This is a genomic window from Pseudovibrio sp. Tun.PSC04-5.I4, assembly GCF_900104145.1.
Lineage (GTDB): Bacteria > Pseudomonadota > Alphaproteobacteria > Rhizobiales > Stappiaceae > Pseudovibrio.
Map to the genome: position 1 here is coordinate 1,481,054 of NZ_FNLB01000006.1, position 19,275 is coordinate 1,500,328.

General features: G+C 49.8%; 18 protein-coding genes. 9 read left to right on the forward strand and 9 right to left on the reverse strand.

What is annotated here, in order from left to right; all coding sequences use genetic code 11:
* Window positions 1–39: 39 nt before the first annotated feature.
* The 4 genes from BLS62_RS11935 to BLS62_RS11950 all read right to left on the reverse strand — a co-directional run bounded on the left by BLS62_RS11935 (window position 40) and on the right by BLS62_RS11950 (window position 3,780).
* Entirely contained in the window at window positions 40–969 is a 930-nt protein-coding gene (locus BLS62_RS11935; RefSeq protein WP_093180908.1) for a LysR family transcriptional regulator, read from the reverse strand.
* Between the two features lie 31 nt (window positions 970–1,000).
* Entirely contained in the window at window positions 1,001–1,978 is a 978-nt protein-coding gene (locus BLS62_RS11940) for a quinone oxidoreductase family protein (RefSeq protein WP_093180910.1), read from the reverse strand.
* A 162-nt stretch (window positions 1,979–2,140) separates the two neighbouring features.
* Entirely contained in the window at window positions 2,141–2,836 is a 696-nt protein-coding gene (locus tag BLS62_RS11945; protein ID WP_093180913.1) for a CDP-alcohol phosphatidyltransferase family protein, read from the reverse strand.
* 38 nt (window positions 2,837–2,874) lie between these two features.
* Window positions 2,875–3,780 (reverse strand): DUF2182 domain-containing protein, encoded by a 906-nt coding sequence (locus BLS62_RS11950; RefSeq protein WP_208990831.1) that lies wholly within the window; start codon window positions 3,778–3,780, stop codon window positions 2,875–2,877.
* Window positions 3,781–4,065: 285 nt separating this feature from the next.
* On the opposite strand from BLS62_RS11950, the gene BLS62_RS11955 reads away from it, so the two are divergent.
* Window positions 4,066–5,328, forward strand: coding sequence for a UbiH/UbiF family hydroxylase (locus tag BLS62_RS11955; protein WP_208990832.1), 1,263 nt, complete (start codon window positions 4,066–4,068; stop codon window positions 5,326–5,328).
* Here BLS62_RS11955 and BLS62_RS11960 read toward each other — a convergent pair whose 3' ends face one another.
* On the reverse strand, window positions 5,329–6,279 hold the full coding sequence (locus BLS62_RS11960; protein WP_093180919.1) for an AEC family transporter: 951 nt from the start codon (window positions 6,277–6,279) through the stop codon (window positions 5,329–5,331). It abuts the gene before it with no gap.
* A gap of 201 nt (window positions 6,280–6,480) precedes the next feature.
* Here BLS62_RS11960 and BLS62_RS11965 point away from each other — a divergent pair, with 201 nt between their 5' ends.
* From BLS62_RS11965 to hspQ, 3 genes are all read left to right on the forward strand, one after another.
* The gene (locus BLS62_RS11965) at window positions 6,481–7,374 is read left to right on the forward strand and encodes a lysophospholipid acyltransferase family protein (protein ID WP_093180921.1); all 894 of its coding nucleotides are present in this window, start codon (window positions 6,481–6,483) and stop codon (window positions 7,372–7,374) included.
* Between the two features lie 106 nt (window positions 7,375–7,480).
* A complete protein-coding gene (locus tag BLS62_RS11970; protein WP_093180924.1) occupies window positions 7,481–8,521 on the forward strand; it encodes an HpcH/HpaI aldolase/citrate lyase family protein in 1,041 nt (346 codons plus the stop codon).
* A 213-nt stretch (window positions 8,522–8,734) separates the two neighbouring features.
* Window positions 8,735–9,067, forward strand: coding sequence for a heat shock protein HspQ (gene hspQ, locus BLS62_RS11975; RefSeq protein ID WP_244283580.1), 333 nt, complete (start codon window positions 8,735–8,737; stop codon window positions 9,065–9,067).
* 142 nt (window positions 9,068–9,209) lie between these two features.
* On the opposite strand, the gene BLS62_RS11980 is transcribed toward hspQ, so the two are convergent.
* Window positions 9,210–9,824 carry an invasion associated locus B family protein gene (locus BLS62_RS11980; protein WP_093180928.1) on the reverse strand — a complete coding sequence of 205 codons (615 nt, stop codon included), beginning with the start codon at window positions 9,822–9,824 and terminating at the stop codon, window positions 9,210–9,212.
* A 305-nt stretch (window positions 9,825–10,129) separates the two neighbouring features.
* On the opposite strand from BLS62_RS11980, the gene BLS62_RS11985 reads away from it, so the two are divergent.
* The 5 genes from BLS62_RS11985 (at window position 10,130) to BLS62_RS12005 (ending at window position 16,162) form a co-directional block, all read left to right on the forward strand.
* On the forward strand, window positions 10,130–11,992 hold the full coding sequence (locus tag BLS62_RS11985) for an extracellular solute-binding protein (RefSeq protein ID WP_093180930.1): 1,863 nt from the start codon (window positions 10,130–10,132) through the stop codon (window positions 11,990–11,992).
* Window positions 11,993–12,108: 116 nt separating this feature from the next.
* Complete coding sequence (locus BLS62_RS11990) at window positions 12,109–13,782, forward strand: AMP-binding protein (protein WP_093180932.1); 1,674 nt, start codon at window positions 12,109–12,111, stop codon at window positions 13,780–13,782.
* A gap of 8 nt (window positions 13,783–13,790) precedes the next feature.
* Window positions 13,791–15,032 (forward strand): PleD family two-component system response regulator, encoded by a 1,242-nt coding sequence (locus BLS62_RS11995; protein WP_093180935.1) that lies wholly within the window; start codon window positions 13,791–13,793, stop codon window positions 15,030–15,032.
* A gap of 107 nt (window positions 15,033–15,139) precedes the next feature.
* Window positions 15,140–15,796: a DsbA family oxidoreductase gene (locus tag BLS62_RS12000; RefSeq protein ID WP_093180937.1), complete on the forward strand. Its 657-nt coding sequence runs from the start codon at window positions 15,140–15,142 to the stop codon at window positions 15,794–15,796.
* A 75-nt stretch (window positions 15,797–15,871) separates the two neighbouring features.
* Window positions 15,872–16,162, forward strand: coding sequence for a hypothetical protein (locus tag BLS62_RS12005; RefSeq protein WP_208990833.1), 291 nt, complete (start codon window positions 15,872–15,874; stop codon window positions 16,160–16,162).
* Window positions 16,163–16,228: 66 nt separating this feature from the next.
* Here the strand turns inward: BLS62_RS12005 and eno are convergent, their stop codons facing one another.
* The 3 genes from eno to BLS62_RS12020 form a co-directional block, all read right to left on the reverse strand.
* Window positions 16,229–17,503: a phosphopyruvate hydratase gene (gene eno / locus BLS62_RS12010; RefSeq protein WP_093180940.1), complete on the reverse strand. Its 1,275-nt coding sequence runs from the start codon at window positions 17,501–17,503 to the stop codon at window positions 16,229–16,231.
* Window positions 17,504–17,692: 189 nt separating this feature from the next.
* Complete coding sequence (gene kdsA, locus BLS62_RS12015; protein ID WP_093180942.1) at window positions 17,693–18,541, reverse strand: 3-deoxy-8-phosphooctulonate synthase; 849 nt, start codon at window positions 18,539–18,541, stop codon at window positions 17,693–17,695.
* Window positions 18,542–18,672: 131 nt separating this feature from the next.
* Window positions 18,673–19,266 (reverse strand): hypothetical protein, encoded by a 594-nt coding sequence (locus tag BLS62_RS12020; RefSeq protein WP_093180945.1) that lies wholly within the window; start codon window positions 19,264–19,266, stop codon window positions 18,673–18,675.
* Between the last annotated feature and the right edge of the window lie 9 nt (window positions 19,267–19,275).

Genomic DNA, 19,275 nt, shown 5'->3' on the forward strand with positions numbered 1-19,275 from the left:
GACAACAAAAGAACAAAAAAACGCTATGCATGATGCTTTTTAGGCATCAGATGTAGGCAACATCTTTTCCAATCTTGCCACGGCTTGCTCAAAAAAGATTGCTGGAGCCAATGCCAGACCGCGTAATGACGAGGTAATAATACAGAAATGATCAACCGCTAAAGCAGGGTCAGCCAGTGGTTTAAACACCAGCCGCTGGGCGGCAAGTTCCTCTTCCAGCCCAATCACTGTCTGAAATGCAATCATCTCTCCAGAACGCACAAGATGCTTCATAAAGCGCAGGGAATTTGCCTCTACGCTCGTCAGCCCTCCAATGGAACTCAGCGACAAAGCCACATCCAACCGGCCTCGCAGCGATATGCCATGAGCTGGCATGGCAACTGGATGCTCAAAACATTGAGCAAGAGTGACATCCTCTTTGCCTGCCAAAGGATGTGTTGGAGCCATAATTGCCCCTATTTGGAGCGCCTGCTTGAAGGAAACATGGAGCGCGTCAGTTTCTGGCGGTTCAAACGTGAACCCTACATCTACCTCAGCCCGCTCTACCGCCTGTGCAACACGGTCCGCACTCATCACCTGCACCTTCACATGAATGCCGCTGTAATCTTTGCGAAACTGCGCAATAAGCTCCGGCAAGATTGCTTCCGTTACGCTTTCTACAGTCGCAATGGAAACAACGCCGCGCCGCAACCCCTTCAACGCATCAAGCTCATCACCGGTAGCGTGCAAGTCTGAAAGCGTTCTACGGATATGCGCCAGCAGGATTTCGCCGGCAGAAGAAAGACGGATCGTGCGGCCCACACGTTCAAAGAGCTCCATCCCGAGCTGCTTTTCCAGCGTTAGGATTTGCCGGTTCACTGCTGAAGATGCCACATTAAGCTTGCGAGCTGCCGCCCGAATGGAGTTTGCTTCAGCTGCTTCGGCAAAGTACCTCAGCGCTGGTCCATAAAGATACCGCGATCGATCCATCTGCTCTCCCTGTATTTACGCTGTTCTATCCTTAAGGAATGATGACAGTTGCCCCGGTGGTTTTACGGCCTTCAAGATCGATATGCGCCTGCGCGATATCTTTTAAGTCATAACGTTGATTGATCTGAATTTTCACTGTGCCATCAGCCACCGCTGCAAACAGATCTCCAGCCGTTTCTTCAAGTTCCCACCGTTCCGCTATGTAGCTGAACAAGGTAGGGCGGGTCGCAAACAGGGAACCCTTCTGAGACAAAATTCCCATATTAAAATCAGGAAGCGGGCCAGAAGATTGACCAAATGAACACCACAACCCGCGTGGGCGAATGCAATCCAGAGACGCAGGGAATGTATCCTTGCCAACACCGTCATAGACTACATCACAGCCGCGACCATCGGTGATCTCGCGGACACGTCCAACCCAATCCTCGCTCTTGTAATTGATCACATACTGATAGCCATTTGCCTGAGCCAACCGAGCCTTTTCCTCTGAGCTGACCGTCCCGATAACAGTCGCACCAAGGGCGGAGGCCCATTGCCCCACAATCAAACCAACACCACCAGCAGCAGCATGATAGAGCAACGTAGTATCCTCAGTTACCTTATAGGTCTCACGCAACAGATAACGTGCTGTCATGCCCTTCAGCATCAACGCGGCAGCTTGTTCATCACTCACCCCATCAGGAATTTTAACAAGCACGCTGGCAGGAATGTTCCGTTCTTCGCTGTAGGCCCCCAAAGGCCCAGCATAGGCGATACGATCCCCCACTGAGAGGCTTGTGACGCCTTCTCCGAGCGCAATAACAACGCCCGCGCCCTCATTGCCCGGAATGAAGGGCAGACCAGCTGGTGCTGGATAGAGGCCAGAGCGGAAGTAAGTATCAATGAAGTTGAGGCCGATAGCTGTATGACGAATACGCACTTCACCGGCCTGCGGTGATGGCAGGTCTATTTCCACATAGGTGAGAACGGACGGATCACCAGTTTTTTCAACGCGTACTGCACGGACCATTAGGACATCCCCTTATAAACAACAGGGTACGGAGTTTGACCATATTGCCCGCAAGTTGCAAGCAGCTTGAACCAATCGTACATTCCATAGAGAAACTATAGGTTCAAAACGCAAAACGCCCGACCAACAGGCCGGGCGTTCTATCTTTAAATACGGAAAGAATCAGATCTTCCGAAACACTTGATGAGCAGCCCCAACGCAGAACAGATAAAGGCTGGTCGCTGTGATCAACGCAAACAGCCAGTTCTCAATAATAAAGTCCTGATAAAGCGCCAGTGCCAGCGCGGCACTCCAGACCATCAAAATGCTAATTGTCAAAGGGCGCCATTTCACTGTGCGAACAGGATGAACAAACTCAACGGGTGCAAATGTCAAAACGGAGCACACAATGACCATACCAATAATGATCCACGGTGGAGATTGCAGCGTCACCAGCACGACGATCACCATGTTCCAGACACCTGGAAAGCCGCTAAACCCGCCACTGTCGGTTTTCATGTTTCCATCAGCGAAATAAATCGCGCCGGTAAACACAATCACCGCTCCAGCTAAGAGTCCCCAGAATTCTGAAAGCAATCCGCTCTGGTAAAGCGCAAATGCAGGCAGGAAAACATAGGTGGCATAGTCAATCACCAAATCCAGAATAACGCCGCTCCAACGCGGCAAGCGATTCTGTATGTCATACTTGCGCGCTAAAGGACCATCCAGCCCGTCGACAACGAGTGCCACCCAGAGCCAGAAAAACATCATAGGCAGATTGCCGTTCGCTCCTGCGACAAGCGCAAACAACGCTATGGGCGCACCCAATGCGGTGAGTATGTGAATGAGGAACAGCCGGGTTTGAGTCTGACCAGTCAACTTCAGGTCCTTTATTATTCTTTAGGTGAAAGCACCGTTTAGAACAATCTATCGCCCAAAGCTTCAAAGAGTGGTAAGTCCGCCCGAGCAAAATAGATGTTTGCAGCGCCCCATAGCAGAAGCGCGGTGCCTATTCCATAGCTTGTAAACGGTGTTTTGCTCTTTTTTTCAAGTGTCATTATGAGACCAAGCAGCGCGATCCAAATAATATTCATGATTCCCACCGCAAACATAAGCACCATGAGCGCCCAACAGCACCCCAGACAATAAAGACCCTGCTCAATTCCAAATTGGAACGCGCTCTGTTTTTGCTCACCTGAATGCAAGGCCAGTGCCACGTTAGGGGTACGGCACCGGTCCAGACAAGACTGTTTTGAAGGGGTAAATTGATAGATTGCCGCCGCAATCACAGTGGTAATGGTTAGGCTGGAAAAGACAGGCATCATCATAGGCGTCATTACACCCACTTCATGCAGCAGCCCTTGTGCCACAGTTGCAACCACTGAAAACGCGGTCCACACCGCCAGATACCCACCAGCAACAACATAAATCGCTTTGCCGCCCCGCGCTTCATGATAGGTCTGCAACATTGGCATTGCAGTTGGTAACATCATGGCCAGAACCATCATAAACCACATCATAAACAGCAGAAAATAGTCGTAAAGGCCCATATTAAGCAGGCCCGGCATACCAAACGCTTCCTGAGCCAACGGCAAACAGAGCGACGCCAACTGCACACGAATATGCTCAGGCAGGCCATTGAACATGTTGAACTGATTGAACAGCTCCATGCCCGGTCCCATTTCGCCCATATCCATACGGGCAATCATGTCCACAACCATAGCAGCCAGATAGAGCCAACCCATCACCACAGCGCCGCCCAATACAAAGTAAGGGAGCCGGTAGGACATCTGGAAATCTGGTTTCGGGCTGCTGAGCGACATAACCAACCTCAATTGAACAATCTAAAGTTCGCGGACAAAAACCACGGCCATAAGCACGGTGTAAAATCTGCTGCAGATGTCTAATAGAGCAGTATTTGTCCCAATGCGACATTGATGTAGTTCAAATCTAAACAAGCAGACTGCGACATGGTGTAGCTGTCATAAAGAAATGCAGGTAAAGCGCGATCACATGGGACTATTCCCGCTGTCCACCTTGAAACCCATCGGCATTATCCCATAGATACCGTATAGATTAGAACGCAAACGAACTGCGGGATGAAGAACATGACAGCGAAAATCGAACGAAGCAGCACGCAAGACAACAATGCCTTAGCATTGCCTACGCAAGCAAAAAGCTTCGAATGCGCTGTTGTCGGCACAGGCCCTGCGGGAATGATCGCAGCATTGGCTCTTGCGAAAAACGGCATTGAGACCGCTTTGGTTGGCCCTCCAGTGAACCTCAAGGATGCCCGAACAACAGCCCTGATGGACGCGTCGCGTCAGTTTCTGGATAATATCGGCATCTGGAAAGACCTGCGCACCTCCTTCACGCCGCTTGAAAAGATGCGCCTCATTGATGGCACTGACCGCTTGCTAAGAGCCCCAGAAACAACATTTTCAGCCTCTGAGCTCGACCTGCCCGCCTTCGGTTACAACATCCTCAACAAAGACCTCAACCGCGTTCTGTTTGATCTGATTGGATCTTGTGAGCTTATTGAACGCATCGAAGGGTCAGTGGAAACAGTCACAAGCAACGACCATAAAGCCTCCGTTGTTTTGGCCGATGGATCAACTCTGACCTGCAATGTTGTGATCGGCGCAGATGGCCGTAATTCTGCGGTACGCCGCTCAGCCGGGATTAAAACCAAAAACTGGATCTACAATCAGGCAGCATTGGTTCTCAACCTTAAACATGAACTGCCGCACTACAACATTTCAACTGAATTCCATCGCAATACCGGCCCCTTCACCATGGTTCCATTGCCGGGCAAGACCTCATCTCTGGTTTATGTAGAAACACCTCAAAGGGCTGATACGCTCAACAAATATCAGGATGAAGCGTTAGAAGCTGAACTTGAAAAAATCAGCAAATTCGTGCTTGGGCAATTAAAACTTGCAAGCCCGAGGCAAGTCTACCCACTCTCCGGTTTAACAGCCCTTCAGATGGGCGGCAATCGGTCCTTGCTCATGGGAGAAGCTGCACATGCCTTCCCTCCCATTGGCGCTCAAGGGCTTAATCTGTCCTTGAGGGATGTGGCTGTTGCAACAGAGTTGCTGGCAAACGCGAAACACACCAAAGCAGACATGGGTTCACCAGAGCTTTTGCAAAAATATGATCGCAACCGCAAAGCTGACGTCTTAACCAGAACAACAGCCGTTGACCTTTTGAACCGATCTCTTTTGACAGATGCCCTGCCCGTACAGGCTTTGCGCAGCCTTGGCCTTTACACAGCCTCCAGAATTCCACTAGTCCGCCGCCTGCTTATGCGCGAAGGCATTGCCCCATCATGGAGCCTGCCAAACCTCATGCGTGCTCAAGGCAACTAATTACGGCACCAGATGTCCGGATTGAATGAGATAAATGAGCGCTGGCAGCGTAACCACAGAGGCCAGTGTTCCATACAGAACCGCTGTAGAGGCTCGCTCCACATAGCTCCCGTAATGCTGGGCTAAGACATACACATTTGCAGCCGGTGGCAACGCTGCCATCAACACAGCCGTGTAGACCCAAAGCGGTTCAAACCCGCCAATCCAATCCAGCAGGATGTACACCAGCACCGGATGCACCACCAGCTTGATGAGAAGCAAAATTGGCAGATCTTTGGCAGTCCGTCGGCTCGGCTGCAAGGCAATCGTCACCCCCATAGCAAACAAAGCACAGGGCGCCGCGGCCTGACGTAAAAATGAGATTGTCTGATCCAAAGCAATTGGCGGTTTGAATTCTATCGCCGCGGCCAAAATCCCCGCAAAAACGGCCAATATGAAAGGATGGGTGATGATCTTCTTCAGGATCTCAAAAACCAGCGGTGCAATCTTGATGTTCTGAGAACCGCCAATCGACATCATCATTGGCACCAGAATAAAGAGCAAAATCGTATCAAAACACAGAATCAGCGCTGTCGGCACAGCCGCGCCGGCCCCAAGCACAGCCAAAGTTACACCCGGCCCCATATATCCAATATTGGAATAGGACCCGACAAGCGCTTGAACTGTTGATTCTCCGATATTTCCACGCAATATGAAACGAGCCAGACAAAACGCCAATGCAAACATCGCGAAGGTAGCGAAGGTCGTCGCCGCAACGAAATCAAACGTTGCAAGTTCTTCCAGCGGTGTTTCTGAGAGAAGTTGAAAAAACAACGCAGGCAACGCCAGATAAATCACAAAAAAATTCATCCACGCGAGACCATCACGCGAAAGTTTTGCACCTTTTCCTGAGACGAACCCAAGGAAAATCAAAAGGAAAAATGGCAGTGCCAAATTCACGACATTGAGCATTAAAACCAATTCTCCATGCAAATTCGATGAGTTCTCCGTGACATAATGGAGAATGAGTTGCTTTTAAAACACCAATTGGATAATCACCATGGCCGAGTTCAGCGTATATAGCCATTCGACAGAGGTTGGCATACCGGCAACTACGACAGTATAGTAAGTGAGTAAACGGAACAGGAAACGTCCTGCCGCTCAAAGGCCAAAATGAACGCGAAAAAAACCCGCCGCCCCATAACACCACGCGAAAACCTTGCCTATCGTCTTGAATGGCTAGCCCTGCGAGCTATTGGCGGAATTCTGCGCTCAATGCCGCTGGATTGGGCCTCTACATTTATGGGAAATGCCTGGCGTGTGTTCGCTCCCATGACCCACAGGCATGCGCGAGCCAAAGCGCACATCATGGCCGCCTACCCGGAAATGACGCTCAATGAAGCGGATAAAATTATCCGGGACATGTGGGAAAACCTTGGCCGGGTTTCTGCCGAGACCGTTTTGCTATCCAAAATCCACAAGGACACATCCCGCGTCATCTACCCAAATCCGGAGGTGTTTGCACCATCCGTTGGTGAAGGCGCTGTTTTGGTAACCATGCACTCCGGCAACTGGGAAGTCGTCTCAGACAAAGCAGAGGATCTGGGCCTGCCGCTGGCTGGCGTTTACCAAAAGCTCAAGAACCCATACTCAGAGGAATATTTGGTCGGCAAACGCGACTTCCTCTACAAGCTTGGCCTCTACAGCAAAGGCCATGACACCGGCACCAAAATCATCTCCATCCTACGCAAAAAAGGCTCGGTCGCCTTCGTTGCAGATGTAAGAGATGTACGCGGCGTGAAGATTAATTTCTTCAACCAGCAATCTGCTGCAACCCACATTCCAGCTGCCCTTGCCCGCACCATGAACAAGCGCCTGATCGCGGTAACAGCTCGGCGGACCAAGGGGGCTCGCTTTGAGATCATTGCCAAGGAAATCCCTGTTGCAAGAACCAAAGACCGTGTGCAGGACGCTATCACCACCACACAAGCTGTCCACGACCAGTTTGAGGAATGGATCCGTGAAGAACCATCCCAGTGGATGTGGATCATGAAAAAGTGGATCTAAGCAGCGCCACAGCCGAACTTATCCCAAAGAGCAAATTCTGCACCGCACCATAACCTGTATACTCCTCTCCACATGAATGAAATTTGCTCGGGAGGGAACCTGCCAAATGAAAACCTATCGTTCCTATTATAAGCCACTGGCCATTGGCGCCCCTGCTCCGTTTGCTGAACCACCAGTCGCGCTGGAACGTATGATTCATTTCGTTCCGCCACACATTGAAAAAATGCGCGGAAAAATCCCGCAAATGATCTCTCAGGTCGATGTCATCCTCGGTAATCTGGAGGATGCAATTCCAGCAGATGAGAAGCTGAACGCCCGTGAGGGCTTCATCAAAATGGCCAATGACAATGATTTTGGCTCCACCAAACTCTGGACACGCATCAACTCCCTGGAAAGCCCGTGGGTTCTGGATGACATCACAGAAATCGTCACCCGCTGCGGAAACAAGCTTGATGTGATCATGCTGCCTAAGGTGAATGGCCCCTGGGATATCCATTATCTTGATCAGCTTTTGGCACAGCTGGAAGCAAAATCCGGCATCACCTCTCCAATTCAAATCCACGCCATCCTGGAAACCGCTGAGGGCGTCAACAACGTGGAGGCTATCGCAACAGCAAGCCCACGCATGCACGGCATGAGCCTTGGCCCAGCAGATCTAGCAGCCTCACGCGGTATGAAGACAACACGCGTTGGCGGTGGTCATCCAGATTATCAGGTGTTGGCAGACAGCAATGGCGATGCACCCCGCGCTCGTTATCAGCAGGATCTATGGCATTACACCGTTGCCAAGATGGTCGATGCATGTCTTGCGGCAGGCATCAAACCGTTTTACGGACCGTTTGGAGATTTCAGCGACCCAGATGCCTGCGAGTCTCAATTCCGCAATTCCTTCCTCATGGGGTGTCTGGGCACGTGGACCCTCCACCCAAGTCAGATCGGCATTGCAAAATCCGTATTCTCTCCAGAACCTAACGAAGTGAAGTTCGCACGCCGTATTTTAGAGGCCATGCCAGATGGCACCGGTGCTGTAATGCTGGACGGAAAAATGCAGGATGACGCAACATGGAAGCAGGCAAAAGTGATCTGCGACCTTGCAGATCTTGTCATTTCAAGAGATCCAGAGCTCGCCAAAGCATACCAATCCTGAGTTTTTCAAGGAGAGGCTCAGGCCTCTCCTTCCCCCGCCTCATTTGTGTATATCAATGAATTGTGACCGCTTATTCCATCCCAAACCATAAAAAACGCAAGGTTTGAACGGCATCTCGCCTTTTTGCTGCCCTATATAGCTTGACAAGGCGCCCACAACATGAGCTTTAAGGCGCCCTGAAACTAGACAATATCTGCGAAAGCTTGGTGGATTATGGAGACAATGAGAACCGCGAAATTCAGAATTGGACAGGTTGTACGTCATCGCCTGTACCCGTTTCGTGGCATCGTGTTCGACGTTGATCCCACATTCGACAATACGGAAGAATGGTGGGAGTCAATTCCCGAAGATGCACGTCCAAGCAAAGACCAGCCATTTTATCACCTTCTCGCTGAAAACGAAGAGAGTGAATACATTGCCTATGTGTCAGAGCAAAACTTGGAACAGGATGACAGCGGCGAGCCTGTACGCCACCCGCAAGTCGAAGAATTTTTTGATGAAACAACAGATGGCAGCTACATCGTCAAAGACGTAGAGATTCACTAACGCAACTTTGCTTCATCATATTGAACAAGCGCTATTTTTATGGCCCTTGCATCAGACAAAACTAAAAAAAACCCGAAGGAAATCTCCTTCGGGTTTTTTGTTCTCAAAGCTCTTCCAACAATGCGGAAGTTAAAGCGAAAAATTATTCGCTTGCATTACGCTGCTGTTCAATCAATTTCTGACGTGCAGCTTCAGCACGCTTTTGAAGTTCAGATTGCAAACGCTCTTGCTTAGCCTGCAATTCTTCTGGCTTGATAGCTTCGCCATCATACACACGAGTGAACCCTTTCAAGGTGAGGTCGAATGGACGAGCCTTACCCTGCTGGTTCAAAGTGGTAACGATCAGCTTACCGCCCTTTTTCAGGCCAGCTATGAACGTGTCATCAATAACCATCTCAGCTATACAAGCGTTTGGAAAACAGATTGTGTACTTTGCCTCAGCCTGCTTGCCACCATCAACCTGGACACGCAGACCCGGCTGAATCAGCATTCCTGGAGGAACGGCAAGGTGCAGCAACTTACGGCTTTCGCCAGTAACTTCACGCACAACAGCTTGAGCGAGGAACTGACCAGTGTCCGTGCGCAGTTCCTGTGTAATTAGGCAGAATTCTTTCTTAGACTTTGGATCGGTGTTACATACCTTTACCCAAGCATCGTCAGCTTGTGCAATCTGTGCAACACTAGTGCCCGCAAAGCCTACAGCGGCAAGAGCAGCAATGATCCCACCAGTCAGAACGCCCTTAAAATTGATGGCCATCCCCAATTTCCTCAAAGTTTGATCCGAGGCAGCAAAATTTGCGCTCTCGGCAATTACGCAGCAACCAATCTTTAGGTTCAACAGTGTCTCGACTGCTTGTTAGGTGCCAAGCATAGTCAGAACAGAGCTGAAAAAAAGGCAGTGCCCCTGTTAAATGCTACTTATGTACTCTTTAAACACGTCAGAACCATTTTTCTACCTATAGATTGGGGTGGTTACAGGTGTTTTCCAAAGCCTCGTAGGCTGAATTTTCCGTAGAATCGTATTATTGCTAGTTTCTGCAGGATGCCCTAGGAGAAATTCCAATGACGACTTTCGATAGATGTGTGAATGGACTAACCACTTTAACTAGGGGGCTTGTTGTCATTTCCAGTATGAGCGCCATGACATGCACCTTGGCGTTTGCTGAAGATACAGTTCCATGGACTTATGGGATTGCAATGCATGGCGAACCGGCACTCCCAGCGGATTATGCCCATCTGCCCTACGCAAACCCGCAGGCTCCCAAAGGAGGCCGGTTATCCCTGGGGGTGCAAGGAACATTCGACAGTCTGAATTCATTTGCCCTCAAAGGGGCGTGGACATCAGCACGTGGAATGAAGGAACGCCAGATGGGATCCTACATTCTGGAAAGCCTTCTCCTACGGTCCAATGATGAGGCGTTTACATTATATGGGCATCTGGCAGAGGCCGTCCGCATACCGGATGAACGCAACTGGATTGAGTTCCGCCTGAACCCTGCTGCCAAATTCTCCAATGGCGATCCCCTCACAACAGACGACATCATCTTCTCGCTGCAAACCATCCGCGATCATGGTCGCCCACCTTTTGCCCGCTGGTACGGCAAGGTGGTGAAGTTCGAAAAAACAGGCGAACGATCCATCAAACTGCATTTTAAAGACGGCAGCGACAGAGAACTTCCATTGCTGATTGCTCTGGCGCCCATCTTCAACAGCCGCACCACAAATCCTGAAACATTCGGCAACACCACGCTAACCCCGCCAGTTGGAACCGGTCCCTACATCTTCTCCGAGATCAACCCTGGTCGCCGCACAACATACAAACGCCGTGATGATTACTGGGCAAAAGACCTACCTCAAAAAATCGGTTTCGATAACTTTGATGAAGTAACAGTCGACTATTACCGTGATTACAATGCACTGCAGGAATCCTTTAGAAAAGGCGACAGCGAAGCCCTGATCTACAGCAACCCAAGCCTTTGGGAAAATGCAGGTAACTTCCCCGCATTTGAAGAGGGCAAAGTTGTCAAGGACGTCTTTGAACGTGGCACTCCACCCAGCATGACAGGCATCGCATTTAACACAAGACGCCCTCAGTTTGCAGACAAACGCGTACGTCAAGCGCTTGGAATGCTATTGGATTTTGACTGGATCAACAGGACGCTCTTCGACGGTCTTTATAAGCGCACCGATGGGTATTGGGATAACACAGACCTGTCCTCCATAGGCCAACCAGCAAACGAGATTGAGAAAAAACTCCTCGCACCATTCCCTGATGCAGTGACGGAAGACATCATGGACGGGACATGGCGCCCTTCACAGGCAGATGGCTCCGGGCGCGACCGCAAAGAATTACGCAAAGCACTTAACCTGCTAACACAGGCTGGATACAAATTAGATCAGGGCAAACTCGTTCATGCGCAAACAGGCGAACAGTTCGCTTTCGAAATTCTCGTCCGTGTACAGGATGAAGAGAAAGTTGCACTTGCTTTACAACGCACCGCAAAACTTCTCGGAATTGAAATTACAGTCCGGTTTGCAGATGCTGCTCAGTTTGAAGAACGCCGTTCATCCTTTGATTTTGATAGTCTCTTCTCCACGTGGTTTGCATCCCTTTCTCCAGGCGGAGAGCAGTATTCACGCTGGTCCTCTGCAGCTGCAGATACTAGGAGTTCCAGAAACATAGTAGGTGCAAAGGAGCCTGCAATCGATGCACTCGTAGAGGCTCTGGTTGCTGCCCGCAGCCGCGAGGAATTCGTCGCTTCCGTTCGTGCCTTTGACCGGACACTCATCTCTGGTTTCTATGCCATTCCTCTGTATCACGCCCCGGCAGAATGGGTCGCTCGCTGGACCACAACAGAGCACCCACAAAAAACACCACTTTACGGCATGCAGTACGATACCTGGTGGAACGCACCTAAAGAGTAGATAAACACATAAAAATTGGGCTGCCTTCTTGATGAAGACAGCCCAGTCAACAAAAGTGTTTACGAACCAACGCGCCGAATCTCGATTTTCCCTGTCGCTCAGTGGACTTAACTTAAATGATACTGTCAAATACCGATGCAATTGCAAATCACAGCACAACAGGCGTTTGGGGCAATATTACGCTCGACATGCTGTTTCGTCGTGCAGCGCAAAAACATCCAAACCGTTTGGCATTGGTAGACGCACCAGACCGGGAAACATGGACAGGCGGCAAACCACGCCACTTGACCTACTCTGAAGCAGAAGATGAGATCAGCCGTATCGCTGGCTTTTTTGCAGCTGTCGGCATGGAACCTGACCATATAATAGGCCTCCAATCACCAAACACTGTCGATACTGTGCTGTGTATGTTAGGCGCTTTGCGCGCAGGCCTGATTGTCTCTCCCTTTCCGTTGCATTGGCGTCACTCTGAAATATTGCGAGCGCTCAGCACCGTAGACGCAAAGGCGCTGATCACAGCTGACCGTGTTGAAACGCGCATGCTCGGTGACGAAGCTCGCGATGCAGCGGCAGATTTCTTCTCTTTGCGATTTGTTTTCGGATTAGGGAGTGACATTCCAGACGGACTTATTGATATGGGTCCGATGATTGCCCAAAACGGAGATGCATTTCCAGAACCTGTCGTGGAGCGTGAAGGCGTACCTGCCAACCACATCGCAACACTCACCTGGGTTCACTCCGGATCAGAAATTAGCCCAATCCCGCGCAGTCACAACCATTGGGTTTCAACAGGCCTCATGCCTTTCCTTGAAACACGGTTGGAACCGGGTGCCCGTATACTGTTGCCTTATGTCCTCTGCGGGATAACTGGCATTGGGGCGGGTCTCATACCGTGGTTATTGAGCGAAGGAACACTTCATCTCCATCATCCACGCTCGTTATCCACATTAACGGACCACGCAAGGTCAATAGAAGCAAATTATGTTTTAACCCCTGGACCGCTGTCAGCGCACTTAAATGGAGCGCTCGATGGGTGGAACACCAACACTGTGGCGACCTGGTCAATCACGTCTCCCAAGCCGCTCAACTACCGTGCTAAAGGCGTCATGACAGACCTTCATGTGCTGGATGAATATGCATTAGTCGCTCATTTGAGAGGTCATTCTGAGGAACCAGTACCACTCATTCCGGGCAACCAATTTGCACCTAGTACCTCTACACATGGCCCATGCCTCATTAATATAGAGCCCGTTGAAATTACGGAGAATTTTTCCTCCAAAAAACTCAGTACAGAGATAAATTATCACCTAAAATTAAAGGGCGCGATGGTGCCAGATGCAGACTGGCCATCTAGCGAGTCGCATTTCAAATTCTTTACAAATGAACTGGGCGAACATGGCCTGATTACCCAGATCCCTGTTGGTGTCCACGAGGTTACACGAGCTATCCACGGATTTGGAACACCTGGTCAAAGAGCCCCTGGTCTTTTGGAACTGGAACGCCTCGACGAGATATATAGTGAATTTTCGGGGGTAAAAGAGGCAGCCGCTTTTCTGGTAGAAGATGAATTAATGGGTGCGCGCCTTATGGTAGCAGTGGTACCGTCTGAAGGACTTCTCGTAGATGTGGAAGCGTTCTACGCTTATCTCGATGCATCTCGGGTCAGTCTTACCATGATGCCGCACCGTATTCTGTCATTGCGAGCTTTACCAATGACGGATGATGGCCTTGTAGATAGACAGAAATTGACCAGACGCTCCCAGCCTAAACAAACGGAAGCTGTCGCCTGAGGGGATGAATGGCAGAAGATAACCAGACATTAGAGACGGAACAGCACGATGTGAGTTGGGGCAAAATCCTGTTGATTGCTCCAGTGCAAAATAGTGTCTTTGATATGCTGGAACCTCTGACCGTTCTGTCAGATAGGCTCGTTGTTGTGCGCAACAGCAAGCAGCTGATGGATGAATTTCAAGGCTCTAACGTTCTTCCCATTTGTATTTTATTGCCATGGCAGGAAGATAACCCGCCCGAGCTGGAAGAGCTTACGCGAACCATCAAGAATTTCCGAAAAGGACCGGGCGTCGAAGTCCCCTTGATGGTCATTACAACAGGAAGTGCACGGGTTCCTCTGGAACTCAAACCCAGTGCTACAGTTAGTGATGCTATCTCACCTGATGTTCTTCTTCCACGAATTGCTGGGCTGAGACGATTGGCAAATCGCGCAGAAGAGGCACGATTACGACGCGGTCTGTTTGGTCCATTACCTGAATACAAAACTGAATTTGGGCCGTTAAAATCAACAGGCCTTCTAGTCGCGGGATTTGGCAAACATTTTGGTCGGGCACAAGCAGCTCTGGATCTTCCGGTTGAGATCGTTGGGGCTTTTTCCTCAGAGATGACAGAGGACTATCTAACAGATCGCCGCTTCGAAGCTGTCCTGATAGACATGCCGACTTGGCAGGCCTGTGAGGAAATTGAGCGTCTGAGAGCTGATCCGCGATACTTCAATCTCCCGATTCTGGCGCATAGCGAAGATGAAGAGTCGGCCCATCTGCTCTATTCTGCAGGAGCTACGGACGTGTTGCTTGTTCCAGTCACAGACACAGCATTAGCCGGCCACGTTATCAGCGCAGTCCGTGCAGGTCGACGCCAGCGGTTAACCGATGCAATCCTAACCGTTTCCAGCCAATGGCTTACCCGTCAGGACAACGAGGATTACCTCGCAGAGGAAACATACCTCAACTACCTGAGTTTACTAGAAGATTCAACAAAACGGCGTGGTGAATCCATCTATGAACTTAATCTGCTAGAACTTATAGAACGCTTCACAGGCAACAATCCACAAGCCTTTGCCAAACACCAGATCTACTGGAGTGGAACAGTGCTTTCAATCGCCATGGCTGTCTGCCGGGATGAGGATTTTGTTGCCAACATCGAAGGCCGAGGACCAGTTGCAGTCCTGCGCACCAAAAAAGGCATGGACCAGCTCTCTAACCGAGTACTCGTCATGGTCCGCACCACAGGCTTGGGCAACGGTTAGAACCAAACCTCTATTTCACAAAACTGTGAGAGATAAGCACCAGATTTCCCGGTATTTTCTGGTAATATAGCTCATTGTACCTAGATACTGCAGAGCTGAGAATAAAGATGCCCAAACCTGCCCCAATACTAATTGATGTTATCTCTGACGTCATGTGCCCCTGGTGTTTCATCGGCAAGCGCCGACTGGAAAAAGCACTCATGATGTTGCCGCAAAGCTCCGTGCAGGTTCAGTGGCACCCCTATCAACTTGATGCGACCATCCCCAAAGAAGGCAAGGATCGCAAAAAGTATCTTGAAGATAAATTCGGCGGCACTGAGCGAGCCAAGGAAATTTACGCAAATATTACCGATGCGGGTGCCGATGAGGACATTCCATTTGATTTTGATGCCATCACTAAGTCTCCCAATACCATTGATAGCCACCGGTTAATCCGCTGGGCTCGGTCAGAAGGGATGCAGGATGCTATGGTCGAGGAGCTCTTCCGCCTCTACTTTGTGGATGGAGCTGATCTGACCGACCACCAGACACTCGTAGATGCAGCAGAACGGGCTGGATTGAATAGCAAACTCGTCTCGGAGCTTCTCAATTCGGAACAGGATGTGAAAGAAGTCGAGGCCGATGTTGTACGGGCCCACGAGATTGGCGTAACAGGCGTTCCATTCTTCGTAATCGATGGCCGTTTCGCGGTTGCAGGTGCTGAAAATCCCGAAACACTGGCCGCTGCAATCCGTCATGCAGAAGAAACAAAAACTGGCGAGTAGCCCTGAGCTTCAACTTAGTCGATACTGGTAGGAGTTGGTAAATTGCCAGCTCTTTCAAGTCAGGGATAAACGTGAATGACCAAACGCAGAATTCTGCTCACTCTCTTTTCTGCACCCCTTATTTTCTGGGCAATCTCCGCCTTGGTCGTATTCGCGGCAAGCGAAGTTGGCGGCTGCAAAATACATGAGGGCTACGCCAATGCCTGCACAGTGATTGGCTACGACTTTGGTGAGTTATTGTATTCGCTTGGCATCTTCGCAGCGTGGGGCCTGCTGCTTGTCCCGATACTCTGGGGGTACATGATTGTCGGTTGGGGGGCTTACGAGATCGTTGCTTATATCTCTCGCCGCTTGAAAAGAAAATAACTCAGCTCAACAAAAAAGCCGGTACAAAGACCGGCTTTTCTGAATTCAAACATAGGCTGAAAAGTCTTATCCGCGAAGGATAGAACGACCAGCATAGATGCCCTGAGGACCCAGTTCTTCTTCAATACGGATAAGCTGGTTGTACTTAGCCATACGGTCAGAACGGGACAGAGAACCAGTTTTGATCTGGCCACAGTTGAATGCAACTGCAAGATCAGCAATGGTATTGTCTTCGGTTTCACCAGAACGATGAGACATAACTGAAGTGTATGCCGCACGGTGTGCCATCTCAACAGCTTCCATGGTCTCTGTCAAAGAGCCAATCTGGTTCACTTTAACGAGGATGGAGTTTGCAGTGTTGGTAGCAATACCGCGTGCAAGACGCTCAGTGTTGGTCACGAAGAGATCATCGCCAACCAGCTGACATTTGTCGCCGATTGCTTCGGTAACAGCTTTCCAGCCTTCCCAATCTTCTTCAGCCATGCCGTCTTCGATTGAGAACACAGGGTACTTTGTTACCAGATCTTCAAGGTAACGTGCCATTTCCTGGGAGCCAAGAACTTTGTTCTCGCCTTTCAGGTTGTACTTGCCATCTGCATAGAACTCAGTCGCAGCAGCATCAAATGCAAGCATCACGTCGTCGCCAGGAGTGTAACCAGCTTTTTCGATCGCCTTCAGTACAAAACCAATTGCTTCATCGGTAGAACCGATGTTAGGTGCAAAACCACCTTCGTCGCCAACATTGGTGTTGTGACCTGCAGCGGACAAACCCTTTTTCAAGGTGTGGAAGATTTCAGAACCCATGCGAACAGCATCACGCAAAGAGCTTGCGCCCACTGGCATGATCATGAATTCTTGGAAATCGATTGGGTTGTCAGCATGTTCACCGCCGTTGATGATGTTCATCATCGGAACAGGCAGAGTGCGCGCGCCAATACCGCCTACGTAACGGTAAAGCGGCAGAGCAGATGCTTCAGCAGCAGCTTTTGCAACAGCAAGGGAAACGCCGAGAATTGCGTTTGCACCAAGACGGCTTTTGTTAGCAGTGCCGTCAAGCTCAATCATTGCATGATCAACTTTGATCTGATCTTCGGCTTCCATACCGCCGACAGCATCAAAGATTTCGCCGTTTACAGCTTCAATTGCGTCCTCAACACCTTTGCCAAGGTAACGCTCGCCGCCATCGCGGCGTTCAACAGCTTCAAATGCGCCAGTGGAAGCGCCTGACGGAACAGCAGCCCGACCGAAGGAGCCGTCTTCCAAAAGCACATCAACTTCTACAGTAGGGTTGCCGCGGCTGTCGAGAATTTCGCGACCAATAATGTCGATGATAGCAGTCATCTAAGAGTACTCCAATGTACATGTAGAGTGTGTAATTTTGGCTCTAAGAGCTTTTACCCGAGGTGCTTTCCCCAAGGAAGAGATGAGAGCGAAACTTGTCCAAATCCTTAAGAATAAACGCATGTATATTGTCGCACCCCTAAGTAAAAACACAGGATTTAATCAATTTCCCTAGGTGCCGTGAAATATCTAAAGCGTAAATGTTCCGTTTTTTGCTACCGCATCGAACTCTTGCAGCCACTGCAAAAGATCTTTGAGGCGGTTCAAAGGAATCATATTAGGACCATCAGATGACGTTGTGTTGTCTGGATCATCATGCGTTTCAATAAACAGACCCGCAACGCCAACGGAAACAGCGGCACGAGCAAGCGTTGCCACAAACTCGCGCTGACCACCTGATGAGCCACCAAGCCCACCGGGTTGCTGAACTGAGTGCGTTGCATCGAACACAACAGGGGCACCCATGCTGGCCATGGTAGGCAGAGCACGCATATCTGAGATAAGCGTGTTGTATCCGAATGTCGTGCCACGCTCACACAGCATGACATTGGAATTTCCGCTTTCAACAATCTTGGTCATGACGTTTTTCATGTCCCAAGGTGCTAAAAACTGACCTTTTTTAACATTGATCACTCGGCCAGTATTCGCCGCTGCGACCAATAGATCTGTTTGACGACAAAGGTAAGCTGGGATCTGAAGAACATCACAAACTTCACCAACCGGCGCACAATGGCTGGGCTCGTGAACATCTGTAATGACAGGAAGACCATAGGTTTCCTTGATTTCAGCAAAGACCTCCAAGCCAGCCTTCATGCCCATACCACGACTGGCAGAAAGACTGGTTCGGTTTGCTTTGTCGTAGGACGCCTTGAAAACCAGGCCAATACCAAGTTCCTCAGCGATCTCTTTTACGGCTTGAGCCATTTCCATCGCATGCGAACGGCTCTCCATCTGGCATGGACCAGCAATCAGAGAAAACGGCTTGCTATTTGAAAAGAGGGCTTTGCCAATCGAAACTTCGGAGTTTGGCTGAGACACGGACAGTTCTCCTTAAGGGCGTGAAAATAATCCAAAAGTTGATTAGGGCCTTCACCTCGAAATTACAAGAGGCAGCAACTCCAGAACAATCAAAACCTATAGATTATTGCCCTTTGAGGGCGAACTGACAGCTAACCTCCCAAGACGATAGACACCTCAGGGCTCTTGCCCATGATCACCACGAGACTCTTATCATCTGTTTTTAGCGTGACTCCATAAGTCTTCGCGGCTTTATCTTTTTCTTTCGTATAGCTGTCTTGGAGTGTTACCAGTTGCTTGGTGGCCTGATCTCGTTGTTTAACCTGCTTGTTGGCATTAGCCCATTCACCGGTAGCTTTTTCAAAAAAGGCTTTCAGTTTATTATAACCTGCATCTCCAGCCAGTTGCTTTCGGTCACCTCCAACTCCATCAACCATCTGCTTCAAGGCCTTAGAAACCTGGACGAGACTTTTATCCGCAGCGGTGAATTTGTCTTGAGCTTTGGAGAGGTTGTCGATCACTTTCTTGACCTTCTCAACATCACCAGCAATTTTCAAAAGCTTTGGTTCTTCCTCCACCAACGCCATATAGGTTTTCTCAATTCCGTTCTTATCGCTCATCACTTTAGCAAAGCGCTTAACGTCTTTTGCAGGGAGCTTGTACTTTTTCTCTAGATCTTTTTCGATGGAAGATGCGGCTTTTAGAAAATCGGTGACATTCTTGTATTTTTTAAGAGCCTTGGGCATTTAACTCTC

Excerpts from the sequence above, each read along its gene's own strand:
- eno (WP_093180940.1), bottom strand. The coding sequence starts at position 17,503 with ATGACTGCTATCATCGACATTATTGGTCGCGAAATTCTCGACAGCCGC.
- BLS62_RS11995 (WP_093180935.1), top strand. The coding sequence starts at position 13,791 with ATGGCAGAAGATAACCAGACATTAGAGACGGAACAGCACGATGTGAGT.
- BLS62_RS11980 (WP_093180928.1), bottom strand. The coding sequence starts at position 9,824 with ATGGCCATCAATTTTAAGGGCGTTCTGACTGGTGGGATCATTGCTGCT.
- BLS62_RS11940 (WP_093180910.1), bottom strand. The coding sequence starts at position 1,978 with ATGGTCCGTGCAGTACGCGTTGAAAAAACTGGTGATCCGTCCGTTCTC.
- BLS62_RS11960 (WP_093180919.1), bottom strand. The coding sequence starts at position 6,279 with ATGCTCAATGTCGTGAATTTGGCACTGCCATTTTTCCTTTTGATTTTC.
- BLS62_RS11985 (WP_093180930.1), top strand. The coding sequence starts at position 10,130 with ATGACGACTTTCGATAGATGTGTGAATGGACTAACCACTTTAACTAGG.
- BLS62_RS11970 (WP_093180924.1), top strand. The coding sequence starts at position 7,481 with ATGAAAACCTATCGTTCCTATTATAAGCCACTGGCCATTGGCGCCCCT.
- BLS62_RS11990 (WP_093180932.1), top strand. The coding sequence starts at position 12,109 with ATGATACTGTCAAATACCGATGCAATTGCAAATCACAGCACAACAGGC.
- BLS62_RS12020 (WP_093180945.1), bottom strand. The coding sequence starts at position 19,266 with ATGCCCAAGGCTCTTAAAAAATACAAGAATGTCACCGATTTTCTAAAA.
- BLS62_RS11965 (WP_093180921.1), top strand. The coding sequence starts at position 6,481 with ATGAACGCGAAAAAAACCCGCCGCCCCATAACACCACGCGAAAACCTT.
- BLS62_RS11935 (WP_093180908.1), bottom strand. The coding sequence starts at position 969 with ATGGATCGATCGCGGTATCTTTATGGACCAGCGCTGAGGTACTTTGCC.
- BLS62_RS11950 (WP_208990831.1), bottom strand. The coding sequence starts at position 3,780 with ATGTCGCTCAGCAGCCCGAAACCAGATTTCCAGATGTCCTACCGGCTC.
- BLS62_RS12000 (WP_093180937.1), top strand. The coding sequence starts at position 15,140 with ATGCCCAAACCTGCCCCAATACTAATTGATGTTATCTCTGACGTCATG.
- BLS62_RS11955 (WP_208990832.1), top strand. The coding sequence starts at position 4,066 with ATGACAGCGAAAATCGAACGAAGCAGCACGCAAGACAACAATGCCTTA.
- hspQ (WP_244283580.1), top strand. The coding sequence starts at position 8,735 with ATGGAGACAATGAGAACCGCGAAATTCAGAATTGGACAGGTTGTACGT.
- BLS62_RS12005 (WP_208990833.1), top strand. The coding sequence starts at position 15,872 with ATGACCAAACGCAGAATTCTGCTCACTCTCTTTTCTGCACCCCTTATT.